General features: G+C 75.3%; 11 protein-coding genes. 2 read left to right on the top strand and 9 right to left on the bottom strand.

Annotated elements, in window-relative coordinates:
• The 6 genes from IF19_RS0104990 to IF19_RS0104965 form a co-directional block, all read right to left on the bottom strand.
• Nucleotides 1-2,868, bottom strand: a 2,868-nt coding sequence (locus tag IF19_RS0104990) for a DUF5682 family protein (protein WP_050498994.1), incomplete at its 3' end; no start/stop codon positions are given.
• Nucleotides 2,869-2,871: 3 nt separating this feature from the next.
• Nucleotides 2,872-4,083 (bottom strand): AAA family ATPase, encoded by a 1,212-nt coding sequence (locus tag IF19_RS0104985; protein ID WP_030116072.1) that lies wholly within the window; start codon nucleotides 4,081-4,083, stop codon nucleotides 2,872-2,874.
• A complete protein-coding gene (locus tag IF19_RS0104980; protein WP_030116071.1) occupies nucleotides 4,080-9,275 on the bottom strand; it encodes a hypothetical protein in 5,196 nt (1,731 codons plus the stop codon). The genes IF19_RS0104985 and IF19_RS0104980 overlap by 4 nt, the downstream gene beginning before the upstream one ends.
• Nucleotides 9,272-10,132 (bottom strand): DUF4132 domain-containing protein, encoded by an 861-nt coding sequence (locus IF19_RS0104975; RefSeq protein ID WP_030116070.1) that lies wholly within the window; start codon nucleotides 10,130-10,132, stop codon nucleotides 9,272-9,274. The genes IF19_RS0104980 and IF19_RS0104975 overlap by 4 nt, the downstream gene beginning before the upstream one ends.
• A 471-nt stretch (nucleotides 10,133-10,603) precedes the next feature.
• Nucleotides 10,604-11,383, bottom strand: a complete 780-nt coding sequence (locus tag IF19_RS0104970; protein ID WP_030116069.1) for a S1 family peptidase — start codon at nucleotides 11,381-11,383, stop codon at nucleotides 10,604-10,606.
• 827 nt (nucleotides 11,384-12,210) lie between these two features.
• Nucleotides 12,211-13,671, bottom strand: coding sequence for a dihydrolipoyl dehydrogenase family protein (locus tag IF19_RS0104965; protein ID WP_030116068.1), 1,461 nt, complete (start codon nucleotides 13,669-13,671; stop codon nucleotides 12,211-12,213).
• 120 nt (nucleotides 13,672-13,791) lie between these two features.
• Here IF19_RS0104965 and trxA point away from each other — a divergent pair, with 120 nt between their 5' ends.
• Nucleotides 13,792-14,190: a thioredoxin gene (gene trxA, locus IF19_RS0104960; protein WP_030116067.1), complete on the top strand. Its 399-nt coding sequence runs from the start codon at nucleotides 13,792-13,794 to the stop codon at nucleotides 14,188-14,190.
• A 283-nt stretch (nucleotides 14,191-14,473) separates the two neighbouring features.
• On the opposite strand, the gene IF19_RS0104955 is transcribed toward trxA, so the two are convergent.
• Nucleotides 14,474-14,749, bottom strand: a complete 276-nt coding sequence (locus IF19_RS0104955) for a hypothetical protein (protein WP_030116066.1) — start codon at nucleotides 14,747-14,749, stop codon at nucleotides 14,474-14,476.
• A 55-nt stretch (nucleotides 14,750-14,804) separates the two neighbouring features.
• Nucleotides 14,805-15,827 carry a LacI family DNA-binding transcriptional regulator gene (locus tag IF19_RS0104950; RefSeq protein ID WP_030116065.1) on the bottom strand — a complete coding sequence of 341 codons (1,023 nt, stop codon included), beginning with the start codon at nucleotides 15,825-15,827 and terminating at the stop codon, nucleotides 14,805-14,807.
• Between the two features lie 145 nt (nucleotides 15,828-15,972).
• Between IF19_RS0104950 and IF19_RS0104945 the strand changes: the two genes are divergently transcribed.
• Nucleotides 15,973-16,440 carry a type II toxin-antitoxin system PemK/MazF family toxin gene (locus tag IF19_RS0104945; protein ID WP_030116064.1) on the top strand — a complete coding sequence of 156 codons (468 nt, stop codon included), beginning with the start codon at nucleotides 15,973-15,975 and terminating at the stop codon, nucleotides 16,438-16,440.
• A 65-nt stretch (nucleotides 16,441-16,505) separates the two neighbouring features.
• Here IF19_RS0104945 and IF19_RS0104940 read toward each other — a convergent pair whose 3' ends face one another.
• Nucleotides 16,506-17,327 (bottom strand): TIGR02452 family protein, encoded by an 822-nt coding sequence (locus IF19_RS0104940; protein ID WP_030116063.1) that lies wholly within the window; start codon nucleotides 17,325-17,327, stop codon nucleotides 16,506-16,508.
• Nucleotides 17,328-17,350: the final 23 nt, after the last annotated feature.

Below are 17,350 nucleotides of genomic sequence, written 5' to 3'. Positions count from 1 at the left end.
GGGGGGGGGTGTCGTGGGGGTGGGTGTCGTGGGTGCGGCGGTGGGGCTCGCGGGCGTGGCTGTCACCGGCACGGCGGTGGGGCTCGTCGGAGTGTCTGTCGCGGGTGCGGCGGTGCGGCTCGCGGGCGTGGCTTTCGCGGGCTCCGCGGTGGGGCTCGTGGGGGTGGCGTGGTCGGACGGCGGGCGAGCCGGGCCGTCGTCGGGTGGTGCCACGGGCAGGCCGAGTCCGGTCAGCAGGTCCCGCGCCGCGAGGTCGGCGGCCGTTCGCCGGGCCAGCTCGACGGGGTCGTCACCGTCGAGCGCGTCCACCCGTTCGCCCAACCGCTCCTCCACGGTGTCCAGGAGACGGTCCCGAGCGGCCGGGCTCAGGGTGTCGAAACCGCCGCGCAGGGCCGGGAGCCGGGCCAGGAACGCGGAGTCCTCCAGCTCGACGACCCGGTCCAGCAACGGGTCGAGAGCGCCGATGCCGACGGTCAGCAGCGGGCCCGCGACCGTCAGGACGCCGGTGAGGCGGGCGGTGAGGACGGCCCGGGAAGCGCCGTCCACGGCTCCGTCCACCCAGGAGGCGACGCGTTCGCCGAAGGGCTCGGCCTCCTCGTGGCCGGTGAGCACCCTGACGGCTCCGGCGGCCGCCGCGATCAGCGGGGCGCCGTCGGCGGCCAGCCGGGCGAGGGCGTCGGCGAGCCGGATGCCGCCCAGCCGGTCGGCGCGCTGGGCCAGTTCGAGCAGGGCGCGGGCGTCCTCCGGCTCCTCGGAACCGGTCAGCCCGTCGACCTGGCGGACGGCGGCGGCGGTCAGCAGGTCCGCCGCGTGCGCGATGCGGTCGGCCCGCGCGCGGTCGGCCGCGCGCGGGAGCTCGTCACCGTCGGCCGGTTCTTCGGTGCCCTCCGGAGCGGTCAGTCCCGGCAGGTGGCCCGCGTCGATGCGGTCCAGCAGGTCGAGCCCGGCGAGGAGTTCGGGCAGGGTGCCGGTCGCGGGGAGGACGTCCGCCAGTTCGGCCAGCCGCTCGTCGGCCGGGGCCGGCAGTCCGCACGCGGCGGCCTCCGCCAGCCCTCGGACGACCTGGGCGGCGGTCGGACCGCCCTCCGCGCGCTCGGCCGCGTGGCGCTGACGCAGTACGCCTTCGGCCGCCTGGGCCGGGGTGACGCCGCGCGCGCCGGCGGCGGTGAGCATGGCGGCGGTCGCCGGGGTCCACCGCACCTGCCAGCGCGTCGTCAGTCCTTCGCCGCCCGCCGCACCGGTCACCTCCTGCTCCCGCGCGTAGGGGATGCCGCACACGCTCAGCCTGCGCAGCAGCAGTTCGCGGCGGCGGTCCAGCGGGGAGCGCGACGGGTCGAGCCGGAGATCGCGCGGGGTCTTCTCGTGCGCGTCCCGCGGTCCGGGCAGCGCGAGCGCCTCGGTCTCGGCCTCGACGGCGGGGCTCAGTCCGCTGCGCGGCGCGGCCGGTGCGGGCCGCCCTGTGCGGGTGCCCACGAGGACGCTTTCGAGGGCCTGGGCGACGGCGCGGCCCGCGCCGTACGTCTCGCCGCGTCCCAGCACCGTCTGCACGGCTTCCAGGAGTTCACCGCGGCCGGGCGCGGGCAGGTCGCGCAGCCGGGCGAGGTCCCCGGCGACCCGGACGATCTCCCGCCCGTCCGCCGGGCCGTACGGGTGGCCCTTCTCGCGCAGCGCGGCGCACAGGCGCACGGCGGTGCCGACCAGCGCCTCGTGCAGCGCGGCCGGATCTCCGGCGGCCTCCAGGACGGTGTGCTGCCACTCGGGGTCCCGGATGCCGGCCGGGTAGCCGGACCGGGAGTCGAGCAGCGGGTACGTGTACGGGATCAGGGAGACGGTGCACGCGGCGGACTGCGGCGCGGCCGAAGCGGGCACGGCGCCCGACGGGTCCGGGGCCGGGCCGGGCCCGGTGGGCGTACGCCGCGCCCCCGGGCCTTGTTCGGACGCGGTGGCCGGGCCCGGCGCGGCGAAGGCGTCGACGCGCTCGGTGGTTCCGGCGTCCCCTACCGAGGGGAGCAGCGCCGGGGTGTGGAAGGCCCCCACCACCACGGCGGGCCGCCGTCCGCTCTCCAGGGCCTCGGCCAGGTGGCCGCGCATGCACGCCTCGCGGGCCAGGTCCGTACCCCCCACCCCTGCCCCCGCCTCGGCCTCGTACCGCAGTGCCCAGCCGGTGAGCAGGGCGGCGCGGCGGAGCGCCTCGGGTGTCGAGCCGGGGGCTCCGGTCTCCACCAGCCGGTCCCACAGGTCGTCGCCGTCCCGCCCAGTGAGCCGGGAGCGGAGCGCGGCGGACAGTCCGCGCCCCTCCCCCGTCCCCGGTCCGGAGACCGCCCCGGGGGCGGGTGCGGGGGTCGGGGCGCCGTCGCCGCCCTCCGCCCATGCCCGGTCGGCCAGGGGCAGATCGCAGGCCACGGCCGGAACGCCGTTTCTCGCCGCCCAGCGCAGCGCGACCAGTTCGGGCGAGAAGTCCGCGAACGGGTAGAACGCCGGGCCCCGTTCCCCCGCCGGACCGGCTCCGGGTCCGGCGGCGGGCACGGCTGCCAACGCCACCGGGGCCTCGGTCTCCTCGTGGGCGAGCCAGCCGAGCCAGGGCTGGAATTCGGCGGGCAGTTCGACGAGGAGGACGTCGGGGTCCGCCGCGTCGAGCAGCGCCGGCAGGGCGGCCGCCAGCGACGGCGCGTGGTGGCGCACCCCGATCAGGAACGGCGCCCCGGGACCGGTCGCCGCGAGGGCCGCCAGGGCGGCCTCCGAGGGGGCCGATCCGCCCGCCGGGCCCCGGGCGGGGGTCCCGGCGGGCGCGTCGTCGGCGGCCGGGGGGCCGGCGTTGGCGCCCGGTTCGGCCGTCGTCCCCGGACCGGGGGTGGTCGACTCGTTCATCCGTCAGTTCTCCAGCACCGATCGCAGGTCCCACAGCGCGCGCCAGGTGGCGGAACCCTGCTCCGCCCGCTTGCGCACCGGCCCGTCCCAGTACCCCAGCAGCCGTGCCGCGTCGGCGGGGTCGTCCTTCCGGACGACGCCGAGCAGATGGCCCGGGAGCAGGGAGAGCACGTCCCGGTCGCCGGGGAAGTAGGCGGCGGCCAGGCCCAGGGCACCGGCCACGGAGACCGCTTCCGCCGTGCTCATCACCGTGGAGGGGCGTTCGACCTCCCAGCCCTCCGCGGAGCGGCCGTCCCGGAGGTCCCGGAAGGCGGTGACGAGGGCTTCGAGGACCGCGTCGTCCACCTGGTAGGCGGCGCCCACGCGTTCGACGGCGGCCCGCGACTGGCGCCGGACGAGAGCCATCTCGGCGTCCACGTCCCCGATGGGCCCCACGGTCTCGAAGTTGAAGCGCCGTTTCAGCGCCGCGGACATCTCCGAGACGCCCTTGTCCCGGAGGTTGGCGGTGGCGATGAGGGTGAAGCCGGGGGCCGCGTGCACCTGGGCCCCGTCGCCACCCGCCAGTTCGGGCACCGCGATGCGCCGTTCGGAGAGCAGCGACACCAGGGCGTCCTGGACCTCCGGCAGACAGCGGGTGACCTCCTCGACCCGGGCGACGGCCCCCCGGGTCATGGCGGTCAGGACCGGGGAGGGCACGAGTGCCTGCTCGGTGGGTCCCTGGGCGAGCAGCAGGGCGTAGTTCCAGCCGTACTTGAGCTGGTCCTCGGTGGTACCCGCGGTGCCCTGCACGGTGAGCGCGCTGGTCCCGCAGACGGCCGCCGACAGCAGCTCGGAGAGCATCGACTTGGCGGTGCCGGGTTCGCCCACGAGGAGGAGGCCGCGCTCTCCGGCGAGCGTGACCACGCACCGCTCGACCAGGGCGCGTTCGCCGACGAACTTCTGCTCGATCACCAGGCGGCGCGGCACCCCTGCCGCGGGCCGGGCCCCCTTCGGGAGGCTGAGCGCGTCACCGGCGCTGCCCATGACGAAGGTGACGACGGCACGGGGCGTCAGCAGCCAGCCGGGCGGTCGGGGCCCGGTGTCGTGGGCGGCGAGGAAGGCCAGCTCGGTGGCGTACCGGTCCTCGGGCAGGGTGATCTGCCGCGCTGTCCGGCCGGGCTCGGCGGCCTGGCCCGGAATCGCTTCCGCCGGGGTGGTCGTGGTGTCGTTCGTCATCGGCGGCGGCCCTTCCGGGGGGCGCGGGTGTCCAGTTCTTCGAAGGCGGGGGTGTCGCCGCCCCTGACCCGGGCCCAGGCTGCCGCGTACAGCGCGGGCACGGCGAGGTGGGGCAGGGTCCGGGCGGACCCCGCCACGGGGTACAGACCTTCCTTCCAGGTCTCCAGCGGCAGCCCGGGGGCGCCGCGTTCCAGCCAGCCGCAGGGGAGGAAGAGCGTGCGTCCGGCCCGGGAGCGCTTCGCCTCCACCACGAGATCGGTGGCGGAGAGTTCGGCGCGGGCCTTCTTGACGCGGGCCGGCTTCCACTCGGTCCAGCGGACGCAGTTGCGGTCCGTGGGGTCGGGCAGGGCGAGCAGCATCAGGTAGAGGGCTGCGGCGTCCGCACTCAGGGAGAGGGCGTCGGCCGCCTCGGCCACCAGTTCCGGTGCCGTCCGCGTCGGGTCCTGGGCCGGGTGCGGCTCGGAGCCGTCGGGTGCGCCTGCCGCCACCAGGGCGTCGGTCTCCTCGCTCAGCAGGGCGCGCAGGGCCAGCAGGTCACCGGTGCGGAGCGGGTTGACAGTGCCCTCGACCAGGCCGAACGCCGGATCGTCGGGGCCGGTCAGACCGGCCGGGCGGATCAGCAGCTTCTCGCTCTCGCCGTACCCCGGGGTGAGGAGCAGCGCCGTTCCGGCCCGGACCAGTCCGTCGGCGTCGGCGCCGCCGGACTCGGGGAGCCCGTGGGCTTCGCGGATCACAGCACCTATCGAGGTCCCCGATTCGGTCCAGTCCAGGCCGAGGTCCAGCACCAGGCCGGGGTCGGCGAGGCGGTTGCGCAGAGCCGCGAGTCCGACGGGCAGGTGGTCCCGCAGGGGGTGGCCGTACGGCAGCGTGTAGGCGAGCGTGCGCAGGGCGGTCAGGGCGGTCACGATCGCGCCGCGCCCGCTCACCCGGTGAAGGGCCGGGCTCGCGCCGCCGCCCGGTACGGGGGTTCCGTGGGCGAGCCAGGGCCGGGAACCCGTGTTGAGGACCAGGTCGACGGAGGAGGCCAAGGCTCCGGTGAGGTCGAGGTCCAGTTCCTCGGGGACGCGGACGAGGGAGCCCAGGCGCTCGCGCCACACCTCGGCGGCGGCCCGGACGTCGGGGCCCGTGGTCCACAGCTCGGCCGGGTCGGCGGGCAGCAGGGCCTTGAGCACGGTGTGCCGGTCGTCGCGGGGCAGGGCGTCCAGCCGGTCCTGGGCGGCCTCGAAGGCCCGGGTCTTGGCGCCCAGCACGGCCAGCGCCTCGGCGCCGGGCTCCTCGATGGCCGCCGACAGCAGTGCGGTGGCCTGGAGGGGGCCGATTCCGGTGGCCGCGTGGAACGCCTCGGCGGCCTCCGGACGCCAGGGCGCCGCGCCCTTCTCCCGCACCAGCGCGGTGAGCCGGACGAGCCGGTCGGGGGCGATGCCCTCCCGCAGGACGTGCTCGCGGTCGAGGGTGAAGCCGGGAACGGGTCCGAAGGCTCCGGTCGGGTCGTGGTCCAGGGCGAGCCAGCGGGCCGAGTCGCTTCCGCTGTGGCGGCCGTGGTCGGCGAGGATCACGACGGTACGGGATCCCTTGCGCAGCACGTGGCCGAGGCGGTGGACGGCCTCGGGGCGTCCGGTCCTTCCGGGGGTGGTCGTGTCGAGGGGCTCGATGAGTTCCACCCTGCGGACCGTGCCCGCCGGGTCGGCCAGCGGGCCGGCGGCGAGGGCTTCCAGCAGGACGAGGAGGCCGGCTCGGTGCCCGGGGGCGGTGGCCTCCGACGCGGCCCGGTAGGCCAGTTCCGGCAGTCGGTCGAGGAGGTGCGTCCAGGACAGGTTCTCTCCGGGCACCGTGTACGCGTCGCGCTGCCAGCCGTCCACAGGGGTGAAGGGGACCTTAGTCGGAACGGGCGGGCCGAACGCCGGCTCCCCGCCGAAGACGTGGTTGACGGCGAGGACCTGCCGGATCGCCGACCACCGGTCTCCGCCTCCCCACCACGACCCGCGCATCCGCTCGGGGCCCCAGGCGGTGGCCTCCCGCAGGGTCGTGTCGTCGCCGTGCTCGGGCTCGTGGTCGAAGAACATGCCCTTGGTGCGTGCGCTGTCCTGGGGCGTGACCGGCCGCGCGGGGGCGGGCGGCTCCAGGTACCGGGCGACCGATACGGCGCGGTCCACGGCGGTCCGCACGAGTGCGGCGACGCCCGCGCGGAGCCGTGCGTCGGTCACCTCGGGCAGCACCCGGGCGACGGCCTCCTCGGTCAGCTCGCGTGACGAGGGCCCGGTGTACGTCTCGACCGCCCGGAACGCCTCCAGGTGCCGGGCGACCGCCGTCGCGACCTCGTCGAACAGCTTCTCGGCCCGATCGTCGCCCAGCTTCCGCAGGACGGCGGAGCCCTGTCCGTCCCTCGGGCGCAGGGCGTGCCAGTAGGAGACGGGCGGCACGTAGGGGGTGCCCGCCGCGTCGCTCCCGCCGGAGGAGTCGGTGCTGACGGACCACATGCCGGCGGTGCCGTCGGTGTCCGCCGGATGGCCTTCGACGGACCGGTGGCGCAGGATCATGACGGGCCGTGAGCCGCCGGGCAGGGTGAGAGCGCCGAGCGGTGTCACCGAGGCGCCGTCGCGCAGCGGGTGCGGCAGGGAGACCGTGTGTCCGTCGGGAGTGCCGGCGACGGTCCGGCCGGTGCCGGCGGGGTCGGCCGTACCGGGCTCGGTGACGCTGCGGCGGACCCAGCGGCCGAGCACGGCGCCGTCCGTGCCGAAGGGGGTGGTCTCCAGACCGGGCTGGAGGGGCAGCACCTGGCAGTGCTCGGCGAGCAGCCGGGTGCCGTCCTGGATTCCGGAGCGGAGGAAGGCGGGCAGTGACGCGCGGCCGTGCGCGCCGGTGGCCGGGTCGTACTCCAGCCACACGTGCTGGGTGCCCTGGTGGCCCTCCCGCCAGTGGCCTGCGCCGTCGGAGAGCACGGCGCGCTGCGGCGGGAGGGTGGTGTCGCCCGCGTGCAGGGCCTTGCCGCCGGTGGCGCTACCGCCACCGGGCAGCGGCACGGACACCTCGTCCGAGAGGCTGGGGCGGCCCCAGCGGGGGACCTGTTCGCCGCCCACCGCGAACACCTCGGCGGGGCGGTGCGACCAGTAGCCGCGCTGCTTGCCGTCCTCCCACCAGATCACCAGCAGTTCGCCGTCGACGTAGCGGTAGGCGACCGTCCGCCACTGGTCGGTGGTGGGCGGCAGGCGCAGGGTGTGGCGGAGCAGGACGCCTTCCGGTCCGACGACGACGGCCCGTTCGAAGGTGCTCAGAATCAGTGCCGGCCAGGCGCCGGTGACGCCGATGCCCTGCGACCGGTTGTTCCCGCTTCGCGACGCGGCGGCGGCGGCTTCGGCGGCCAGTTCGTCGTAGGTCTCGTCGAGCGCGGGCCAGCCCAGTTCGTCCAGGACGCCGGTGCGCAGGGTGGCGGCGAGCAGCGGCACGATCTCGTGGTCCGCGAGGAGGCGCGCGGCCTCGGGGGCGACGTCCGCGACGACGGCGCGGAACGGCGAGAGCTTGTTGAGCGCGACGCGCAGTCCGGGAAGTCCTCGGGCCGCGGCGTACTCCTCGGCACAGGCGGTCAGCCACTCGCGCAGGAGGACGGAGAGGACCGGGTGGGAGGCGAGCTTCGTCATGCCGGCGTCGCTCAGCCGGCGGCCGTGTCCGTCGCCGAGACCGCCGACCTCCTGGCGCAGCAGGGCGCGGAAGTCCGGGTGGGCGGCGACGGCTTCGAGGTCGCGCCGCCCGGACTCGTCGTCGGCGAGCCAGGGGCCCAGCGCGAAGCCGTGCGACCGCGTGCGGCCGGGGCCGGTGGCCTCGTGGTCCGGTTCGGCCACGGTGATGCCGGAGGCGAGGCAGAGGTCGAGGAGGTCGAGGTCGGCCGTGCGCCGCCAGCGGCCCTGGAACAGGTCGACGGGGCGCCCGTCGGCGCGCAGCCTGTCGGCCATCCGGGTGACGAGGTCCAGGGTGCGCGTACTGCGGCCGGACGTCGCCCGGTTGCGTCGCCGGTACGCCTCCCAGCGGGCGAGCCAGTCCGCCGGGGAGACGGACGCGTCGGGGGCGGCGGACGCCGGGTCGCGGAGAGAGGTCAGCATGTCCTCGGCGCCGGACGCGGCCAGCAGGCCGAGCCAGCCGGATTCGCCGTCCGTGTCCTGGCCGTCCTCGCCGAAGGTCTCCGGGAAGAAGCCGAGGAGCCGGGCCCGCACGGTCTCGTCGGTACGGGCGAGGGCGGTGAGCGCGGAGCCGTACGCCGACCAGAACGAGGCGGGGGCGCGGACGACTCCGGGAGAGCCGACGAGGTCCGCCACCAGCTCGCGTTCGGCGCTCTCGCGGTCCAGGCCGGCGGCCTTGACCAGCGTGCGGACGTCCTGCGGCAGCGCGGCGTAGGGCGGCATGCCCGCGGCGCAGCGCTCCACGAGCAGCCGGCGGAACTGCGACCAGGCGTCCTCGGGGGCGAGCCGCGCCACCAGGTCGCGTACGTACTGCCGCAGCGCCTTCACGGTCAGCGCGCCGGCGAGGGCGAACTCCAGGAAGACGGCCCGCTGCCGGTCCTCGTCCACGACCAGGCCGTGGACCCGCTCGGCTTCACGGGCCTTGCCGAAGAAGGAGGCGGCGTAGGTGGCGTTCTCGGCCTGGAGGAAGAGGCGCGCCACCTGCTCGTAGTAGGTGGGGAGGAAGTGCGGCACGGCACGGCCGAGCCGGGTGCCCAGTTCGTCGAAGCCCTCCTTGGCCGCGCCGGCGCGGGTCTTGGCCTGCCGGCCGAGCCGTTCGATGTCCTTGACCAGGGCCAGTGCGTGGTGGCCGTTGGCCGGGTCGTTGACCAGGGCCCAGGCGGGGAAGCCGAGTGTCTCGCGGCGGACCTGTCCCACGACGGGGGCTTCCTCGGTCCGGGCCAGCCCCAGGAACTCCAGGGCGAGGTCCTCGGCCTCGCCGAGCGTGCCGGGGACGAGGCGGACCAGCGGACGGTCCCCGAGGGCGGTGTGCGTGTAGGTGCGGGCGGTCAGCGCGTCGGCGTCGTCCCGGTCGGTCGTGCCGGCCGGGAGGATCGCGCCCGCGTCCAGCAGGGCGGCCGTACGGGCCCGGGCGGCACGGTCGGAGGCACCGCGGCCGCCGCTCTGGGCGGGAAGGGACGCCGTGTCCGCCGTCGCCGTGTTCGTGCCGGTCTTCGTTCCGGTGTTCGTCGTGGTGCTCATGCCGCCCGCTCCTCGTCCTCCACGTCGCGACCGGCGTAGAGCGCCGCCGCCATGCGCATGCCCTCGGACCACGCCACGGGGCCGACCTCGGCCGCCGTCAGCGCGCGCCCCGAGGCGTCGGTCCAGCCCAGCGGGCCGGTCTCGGTGTCGTACGCGTCGTATCCGTCGTGTTCGCCGATCCAGATCCGCGCCTCGACCGCGGCGCCGTCCTCGACGACCGGACAGACCGCGTAGCCGCCGCGCGACCGGTAGCCGAGCTGGGTGACGCGGCCGTGCAGGAAGCGCAGTTCCTTGAAGACGCCGCCGGCGTACGTGTCCACGGAGGTGGCGTCCGGGGCGAGGTCCGCCGGGCGGTGCCACACCTCGCGGAACAACTGCTCCACGTTCTGGCGCACCTCCAGCTCGACGGCGAACTCCCGCAGTTCGTCGAGGTCCTCCAGCAGGACGGGGTGAGGTACGTGGACGATGTCCGGGGTGATGCGGACCGTGTCGCCGTCCAGGTCGACGAGGCCGAGGCCCCGGTCGGGGTCGACGTCGCGCAGGAATCCGGCGACTCCGCCGTCCGCTCCGGTGACCACCACGTCCCGCAGGGCCGTCTGCCACGCCGGATCGGGCCAGACCCGGGCGAGCACGGCGGTGGGAACGGGCAGCGAACGCACCATCCACTGCTCGACGTCGCTCAGGCAGCGGCGCTCGTGCCGGTCCAGCCACTCGGTCAACTGGCGGAGACCGACGACCGCCGGGTCCTCCTTCAGCTTCGCCGGAACGGACTTCAGCCGCCGGCCCTTCCCGTTGCGGCAGACCACTTTGCCCGCCTCCAGGGCGACTTCGTAGTCGCCCGCCGAGACCCACCCCATGCGCTGTTCTCCCCGTCGTTCCGGATGGCCGCCGCGCCGGCGGCACACTGAAGAATCCCGTCGACGGCGACGCACCGTGACGATTGGGAGAGACTCTAAGCGGAGCCAGTGACAACGCGTCCGGGCCCCTGCCGGACCGGCCCGGAGCAGCGGACGGCCGGGGCGGGGCCGGCGGGTGCGGAAGCGGGCGACGGCCGGGCGGCCGGACGGTCGGCGGCCCGCTCACCGGACCCGAAGGCCGGGCTGCGGGACGGCTCGTGGTCCGAAGGCGGCGGCCCGGTGCGCCCCCGGAGAGCGACGGCCGGCGCCCTCGCGCTCGGCCGCCCTCCGGCAGCACGGCGCAACGGCGACGGCCCCCGGCGGCGAGGCCGGGGGCCGTCGAGGGCGCCCGTGCGGACGGGCGCCCCGGGTGGTTCAGCCGTGATCACCCGAGGGCGACCGGGCCGGGGCGGGGCGGGGCGGGGCGGGGTGTCAGAGGGTGCGGGCCGCCGAGGCGATCGCGGACGCGAAGGTCGAGACCTCGGTGTAGACGCCCGGATAGCCGGGGCGGGCGCAGCCGTAGCCCCAGCTGACGATGCCGACCTGGATCCACTCGCCGGCGTTGTCCTTGCGGAACATCGGGCCGCCGGAGTCGCCCTGGCAGGTGTCGACGCCTCCGGTGTCGGGGTATCCGGCGCAGATCTCCTCGTTGGCCACGAGTTCGCTGCCGTAGGCGGAGCGGCAGGCGGCGTCGGAGACGAACGGGACGTTGGCCTTGAGCAGGTAGCGCTGCTGGCTCCCGCCCTCGCGGTTGGCGCCCCAGCCGGCGACGGTGAACGTGCCCTGGTTGAAGGCGGTGGTGGTGGCGATCTTCAGGGTGGGCTGGTTGATGGGCTGGGCGAGCTTGATGAGCGCCCAGTCCTTGCCGGTGCCGTTGTAGCCCGGAGCCTGGAGGACCTTGGTGGAGCGGACCTTGACCGCGCTGGACGACTGGAGGTCGACGACGCCGCCGGTGGCGGTGATCGAGGTGTTGTTGCCCGATCCGCTCACGCAGTGCGCGGCCGTGAGGACGATGTCCTTGGCGTACAGGGCGCCGCCGCAGCCCATGGAGAGCCGGACCATGAAGGGGAACTCGCCCTGGGCGGCGCGGGTTCCGCCGACGACCGGGTTGGGGGCGGCCGTCGCGGTGGCGGGCTGGAGGCCGACGACCGCGATGGCGACGGTGGCGACGGCGACGGAACATCTCTTCAGCGCACGGAGGAGGTGCTTCACGGGGTGCCTTCTTTCGGTGGGGGGTCGCTGTGGGAACCACGACGGCGCACGGCGACGATGTCGTCATGCACCCGTCAAGGCGATCCGATTGTGAAGACCCGGTGACCCCCGCCACAAGGCACACTTTTCGGCCAATCCCCCACGCGGCCGCGCGAAGGAGTTCGGCGGCCCGGCCACGGGCGGGAAGCCACGGAGTCCGATCACCGGCCAGCGGGGCCGAGACGCGGCGGATGCCGCCGTACGGGCGAAGGGGGATTCGCCGCTCCCTCACGCATGCGGAACTCCCTTGCCCCGCGAGGAGTCCGAAGCGGGATGGCCCGAGCCCGATCCGCGAACCGGAGCCGTTCGCGGCCGGGTCGCTGAACCGTCATGTCGCTGCGACTCGGGAACGATTCCCCCATCAGTACGTGCCGCGGGGCGCCGACCGGGACGTCGACGGCCCGCTGGAGGGCGAACCGTGGCGGGAGGGCCGGTCCCGACTGGACGGCGCCAGTTCGTCCGATCCCCCGCCTCGGAGCGGTCGCCCTGGTGGCCGCGGTCGCCGTGACAGCGGCTCTACGCATATGGGTCTAGGACGTACGGAATCGTCGGCCGGTCGACGTCCCCGGCGGGCCGGTCTCTCTCCCCCCCGCCCGGCTGCGACGCCGTGGTGGTGCTGTCGACGACGGCGGCCGGGACACCTCCGTACCGCACCGCACAACGCCTGCGTCATCAACCGGGGTTACGAGGAACTGGCGGAGGGCACAGCTCGGTGGGCCCCCGGAGTGACTGCCTCCGGGGGCCGACCCGTAGGGGCGTCTCCCGGTGTGTGTACCCGACGGCGGTTCCTACCCCCGGTACGTCTCCAGCAGCCGCAGCCACACCTCGCTGATGGTCGGGTACGCCGGGACCGCGTGCCAGAGGCGGGCGATGGGCACCTCCCCCGCGACCGCGATCGTCGCCGAGTGCAGGAGTTCGCCGATGCCGGGGCCGGCGAAGGTGACGCCGAGGAGGGTCTCGCGGTCCAGGTCCACGACCATCCGGGCGCGGCCCCGGTAGCCGTCGGCGTAGAGGCCGGCGCCGGCGACCGAGCCGAGGTCGTAGTCGACGGCGCGGACGCGGCGGCCGGCGCGTTCGGCCTCGGCGAGGGTGAGGCCGACCGAGGCGACCTCGGGGTCGGTGAAGACGACCTGGGGGACCGCCGCGTGGTCGGCGGTGGCCGCGTGCGCTCCCCAGGGGGCGGTGTCGACGGCGGCCTGTCCGGCGCGGGCCGCGATCGCCGCGCCCGCGACGCGGGCCTGGTACTTGCCCTGGTGGGTCAGCAGGGCGCGGTGGTTGACGTCCCCGACCGCGTACAGCCAGTCCGTGCCCTCGACCCGGCAGCTGTCGTCCACGGTGAGCCAGGCCCCGGGTTCGAGTCCGACCGTCTCCAGCCCCAGGTCGTCCGTGCGCGGGGCCCGGCCGGTGGCGAAGAGGATCTCGTCGGCCTCGACGTGGTCGCCGTCGTCCAGTTCGACGGTGACCGGGCCGCCCGGGTCCCGGCGGCGTACGGCGGTGACGGAGACGCCCGTACGGATGCGGGCCCCGGCCTCCCTGAGCGCGTCGGCGACCAGTTCGCCCGCGAAGGGCTCCATCTTCGGGAGCAGGCCGCCGTCCCTGATCAGCAGGGTCACCTCGGAGCCGAGACCCTGCCAGGCGGTCGCCATCTCCACGCCCACCACTCCCCCGCCGACGACCACGAGCCGGCCGGGCGCCCGGTCGGCGCTGGTGGCCTCGCGGCTGGTCCAGGGGCGGGCCTCCGCGACGCCCGGCAGATCGGGGACGACGGCCCGGGTGCCGGTGCAGACGGCGACGGCGTGCCGGGCGGTGAGCCGGTGCTCCGTGCCGTCCGGGGCGGTGACGGTGACCTCGCGGGGGCCGGTGAGGCGGCCCGTACCCCGGAAGACGTCCGCTCCGACGCCGTCCAGCCAGGCGACCTGGCCGTCGTCCTTCCAGTGGCTCGTCTCCTCGTCCCGGTGGGCGAGGACGGCCGCGGTGTCCAGGGGGCCCCGCACGGCGGCGCTCAGCCCCGGGACCCGGCGCGCGTCGGCGCGGGCGACGACGGGGCGCAGGAGCGCCTTGCTCGGCATGCACGCCCAGTAGGAGCATTCGCCGCCGACCAGTTCCGACTCCACGACCGCCGTGGTGAGCCCGGCGGCACGGGCCCGGTCCGCCACGTTCTCCCCGACCGGCCCCGCCCCGATGACGACGACGTCGTACGGGGAGCCTTCGGTTGTGGTCTTTCCTGCGTCAGCCGTGGAATCAGTCATGGAAACAGTCTCCACATGGGTGTGCGCCCCGGCCACATGGGCAGGCGGAATAGCTCAAGTGCAGTCACCGTTGTGCCGGAGAGGTCCGTCAGGCCACCGGCAGAGGAAGAGGTACCCCGCATGAGCACCGTCGAGCTCACCAAGGAAAACTTCGATCAGGTCGTCACCGACAACGACTTCGTCCTGATCGACTTCTGGGCTTCCTGGTGCGGCCCCTGCAAGCAGTTCGCACCGGTCTACGACTCGGCGTCAGAGCGCCACCCCGACCTCGTCTTCGCCAAGGTCGACACCGAGGCCCAGCAGGAGCTGGCGGCGGCGTTCGACATCCGCTCCATCCCGACGCTGATGATCGTCCGCGACAACGTGGCGGTCTTCGCGCAGCCGGGCGCCCTGCCCGAGGCGGCCCTGGAGGATGTGATCGGGCAGGCCAGGAACCTGGACATGGACGAGGTCCGCAAGTCCGTCGAGGAGCAGAAGCGGGCGGCCGAGGCGGGCGAGGGACAGCCGGAGACCCCGTAGCGGACCGCGACGCGCAGCGACTCGAAGGCCCCGGACGGTGCCATGGGCACGGTGGACGACACCGTGGACCAGGTGCGCGGCCCGGGGCCTTCGCCATGCCGTTCCCGCGAAGCACCCGGCGCACGGCCGCGGCGCTCGGCGCGTACGCGGACGCCTTCCCGAGCGGCGTGCCCGGACAACTCCCCGGGTGCCGTGACCGGACGGCCCCCCGGCGCCGTCACCGGGCGGGTTCCGGGCGGGCCGCGGCCTCGCGTCCGTACGGCAGCGGGGAGCCGGGCCCGCGTCAGCGAGCGGCCGGGCGTTCGCCCTCCGCGTCGGCGACCTGGACCGACATGCCGTAGTCCAGTTCCTCCCCGTCGATGAGGACGGCCTCCACCGTGCGGGTCGCCGGGTCGACGTCCGCCTCCATGCCCTCGCCCGCGTACCGGGGGTAGCCCGAGGCCCCGGTCTCGCCGGTGGCGGCGACGATCGCGGAGCGGATCGGCCGCCCGGGGGCGCCGGAGCGCGTGCGGCTGTGGTCGGGGATCAGGAGCAGCTCGTACCTCTGCGGATGGCTCATGCCTCCGACGCTAGACACGCGCCCCGCCCGGCGCATGTCGTCGCGTCGGAGGCGGTCAGCTGGACTCCCGGTGGACGGCGCTGGTGCGCAGCAGGTCGTGGTGGACCGGCGGCCCGCCCGGGTGCTGGACCATGCGGTCGATCGTCTCGGCCAGCGGCTGCGGCATGGCGAGTTCCATCCGGACGGTGCTCAGCCGGGGACGCAGCAGCCTGCCGATGAGCGAGTCGTCCGCGCCGATCATCGCCGTGTCGGCGGGGACCTCGATTCCCGCGTCCTGGAGGGCCCGCATCAGCAGCATCGCGTACGCGTCGTCGTAGGCGAACACCGCGTCCAGCCCCAGCTCAGGCCAGCGGGCGGCCAGCCGGTGTGCCGACTCCTCCTCGTACCGGAGCGGGAGCGGGCGTATGCGGGCTCCGGCGGCCTCGGCCGCGCGGCGGGCCCCGGCGAGGCGGGTCTCGGCGAAGGACTCCGGGCACGGCTGCTCGGGCATGACCACGCCGATGTGGCGGCGGCCCCGGGCCACCAGGTGCTCCACCGCGCTGCTCCCGACCCGGCGCTGGTCCATGACCAGTCCGTGCGCCCCCGCCACCGGGTCGGGGCCCAGGGTGATCACCGCTTTGGCTCCGGAGCGGGTCAGGATGCCGGTGCCGTGCGGGGTGAGGGCGATGCCCGGCGGTACGACGACGGCGACGGGCCGCAGTTCGGCCCAGGCGGTGGCCGCCTCGTCGGCGGTGAGGCCGGCGCTGCCGTACTGGACGACGGTGTAGTCCAGCCGGCGCAGCCCCGCCTGGAGTTCCTCGAAGAAGTACTGGTGCGGCGGTCCCGCCGGTATGTGTCCGGAGGGCAGCAGGACCATGCGGCTGTGTCCGGCGCGCAGGCTGCGGGCCGCCGCGTGCGGGACGTAACCGAGTTGGAGGGCTGCCTCCCTGACGCGGCGCCGGGTGGGATCGCTGATCCGGACGGTGGCGTTGTTGTTCAGTACGTACGACACGGTGGCCCTGGACACTCCGGCGAGCCGCGCGACGTCGGCGCTGGTCGGGACGGTCACTTCGGCGGGCTGTTTGGGTAACTGGCTCATGGCTCCGGGCAGTCTTCCAGACCCGTGGGAGCGGGTTTCGGCCCGGGGGCGGCAGCATCGGTCACGCTGGCCGGAACGCCGTCCCGCCACCCCGGCGGAGTGCCCCGCTCCGCCGCGCGGGCGGCCGGGGTTCTACGGTGTTGCGATGACGTTCCACGACAACGCCTACCGTTCCGACAACCCCTTTGACGTGCCCGGCAGCAGCGGCCCGACCGCCACGGCGCAGGCCGATCCCGACGACGTGGGTCGCGTGCGCACGTCGTACGCCCCGGATCGCGACGGCGATCCCGACCCCGGCGAGATCGTCTGGACCTGGGTGCCCTACGAGGAGAACGACGGGCGCGGGAAGGACCGGCCGGTGCTCGTCGTGGCCCGTGAGGAGACGGGCACGCTGCTCGCCGTCCAGCTCTCCAGCAAGCAGCATGACGGGGACCACGAGTGGGTGGCGCTGGGCGCGGGCCCCTGGGACAGCTCGGGGCGGCCGTCCTGGGTCGATCTGGACCGGGTCCTGCGGGTCCACGAGGCGGGGATGCGCCGGGAGGCGTGCGCGCTGGACCCGGAGCGGTTCGAGCGGGTCACCGGGCGGCTGCGCGAGCGGTACGGCTGGAGCTGACGCGCACGGCACGGCTGGAGCCCGACGGCGACCGGGCCGGGCCCACGGACGCCCGCACCCGTGGCTCAGGCGAAGAAGCGGTCGAAGGCGGCCCGGACGGGCGATGCGGGGTCCCGGTCCAGGATGCCGAAGACGATCTGCTCGAAGTGGCCGCCGAACCTGCCGCCCTCCCCGAGGTGATTGTGGAAGGCCCCCGCCACATCGGCCGGGTCGTTCCGGAAGACTCCGCACCCCCATGCCCCGAGGACGAGCCTGCGGTAGCCCCGTACGGCGGCGACCTCCAGGACCCGTTCGGCGCGGGAGGCCAGGGCGGCCGGGACACGATGGGCCTCCTCGGGGGTCTGCCGCCGGATCACCCCGGCGTTGGGCGCGGGCGAGGTGAGGAACCCGACCGTGTACGGGGCGTCCAGGAAGGCGCCCCGGTCGTCGCGGAAGACCGGCACCGCGGGCGAGTGGATCACCCGGTCGGTGTAGAAGGCGCTGCGTTCGGCGCGGTGGTGCGCGTAGTAGTCGGGGGCGCGCAGCAGGGTCGCGTGGAGCGCCGATCCCCGGCACAGGGCTTCCTCCTGGGCCTGCGCGCCGTTGAGGTAGCCGCCGCCGGGATTGCGGGCCGAGGCGAAGTTGAGGACGGCGATCCGGCCGGGCGCCTCACCGGCCATCCGGCGGGCCGCGGCCAGACTGCTCTCGCCGGTGACCTCGAAGCGCGGGACGCGGTCGGTGTCCAGGGCCGCGACGTGCACCGGGTCCGGGCCGTAGAGCCGGGTCCCGGACAGGGCGGCGGTCACGGCGCGTTCGATGGACACCTCCTGGCCTGCCGCGTCGCGGTACCGGCCGGCCGCGACGGCCTCTTCCGTGGCGCGCGCGATGCCGCGCAGCCGTGCGCTCATGTGCGCTCCCCCGTGTGGTGCAT

The sequence above is a fragment of the Streptomyces californicus genome, assembly GCF_000717645.1.
Classification (GTDB): Bacteria; Actinomycetota; Actinomycetes; order Streptomycetales; family Streptomycetaceae; genus Streptomyces; species Streptomyces californicus.
Note: the sequence above shows the minus strand (reverse complement) of the source record. Positions and strands in the feature narration are given on the sequence as shown.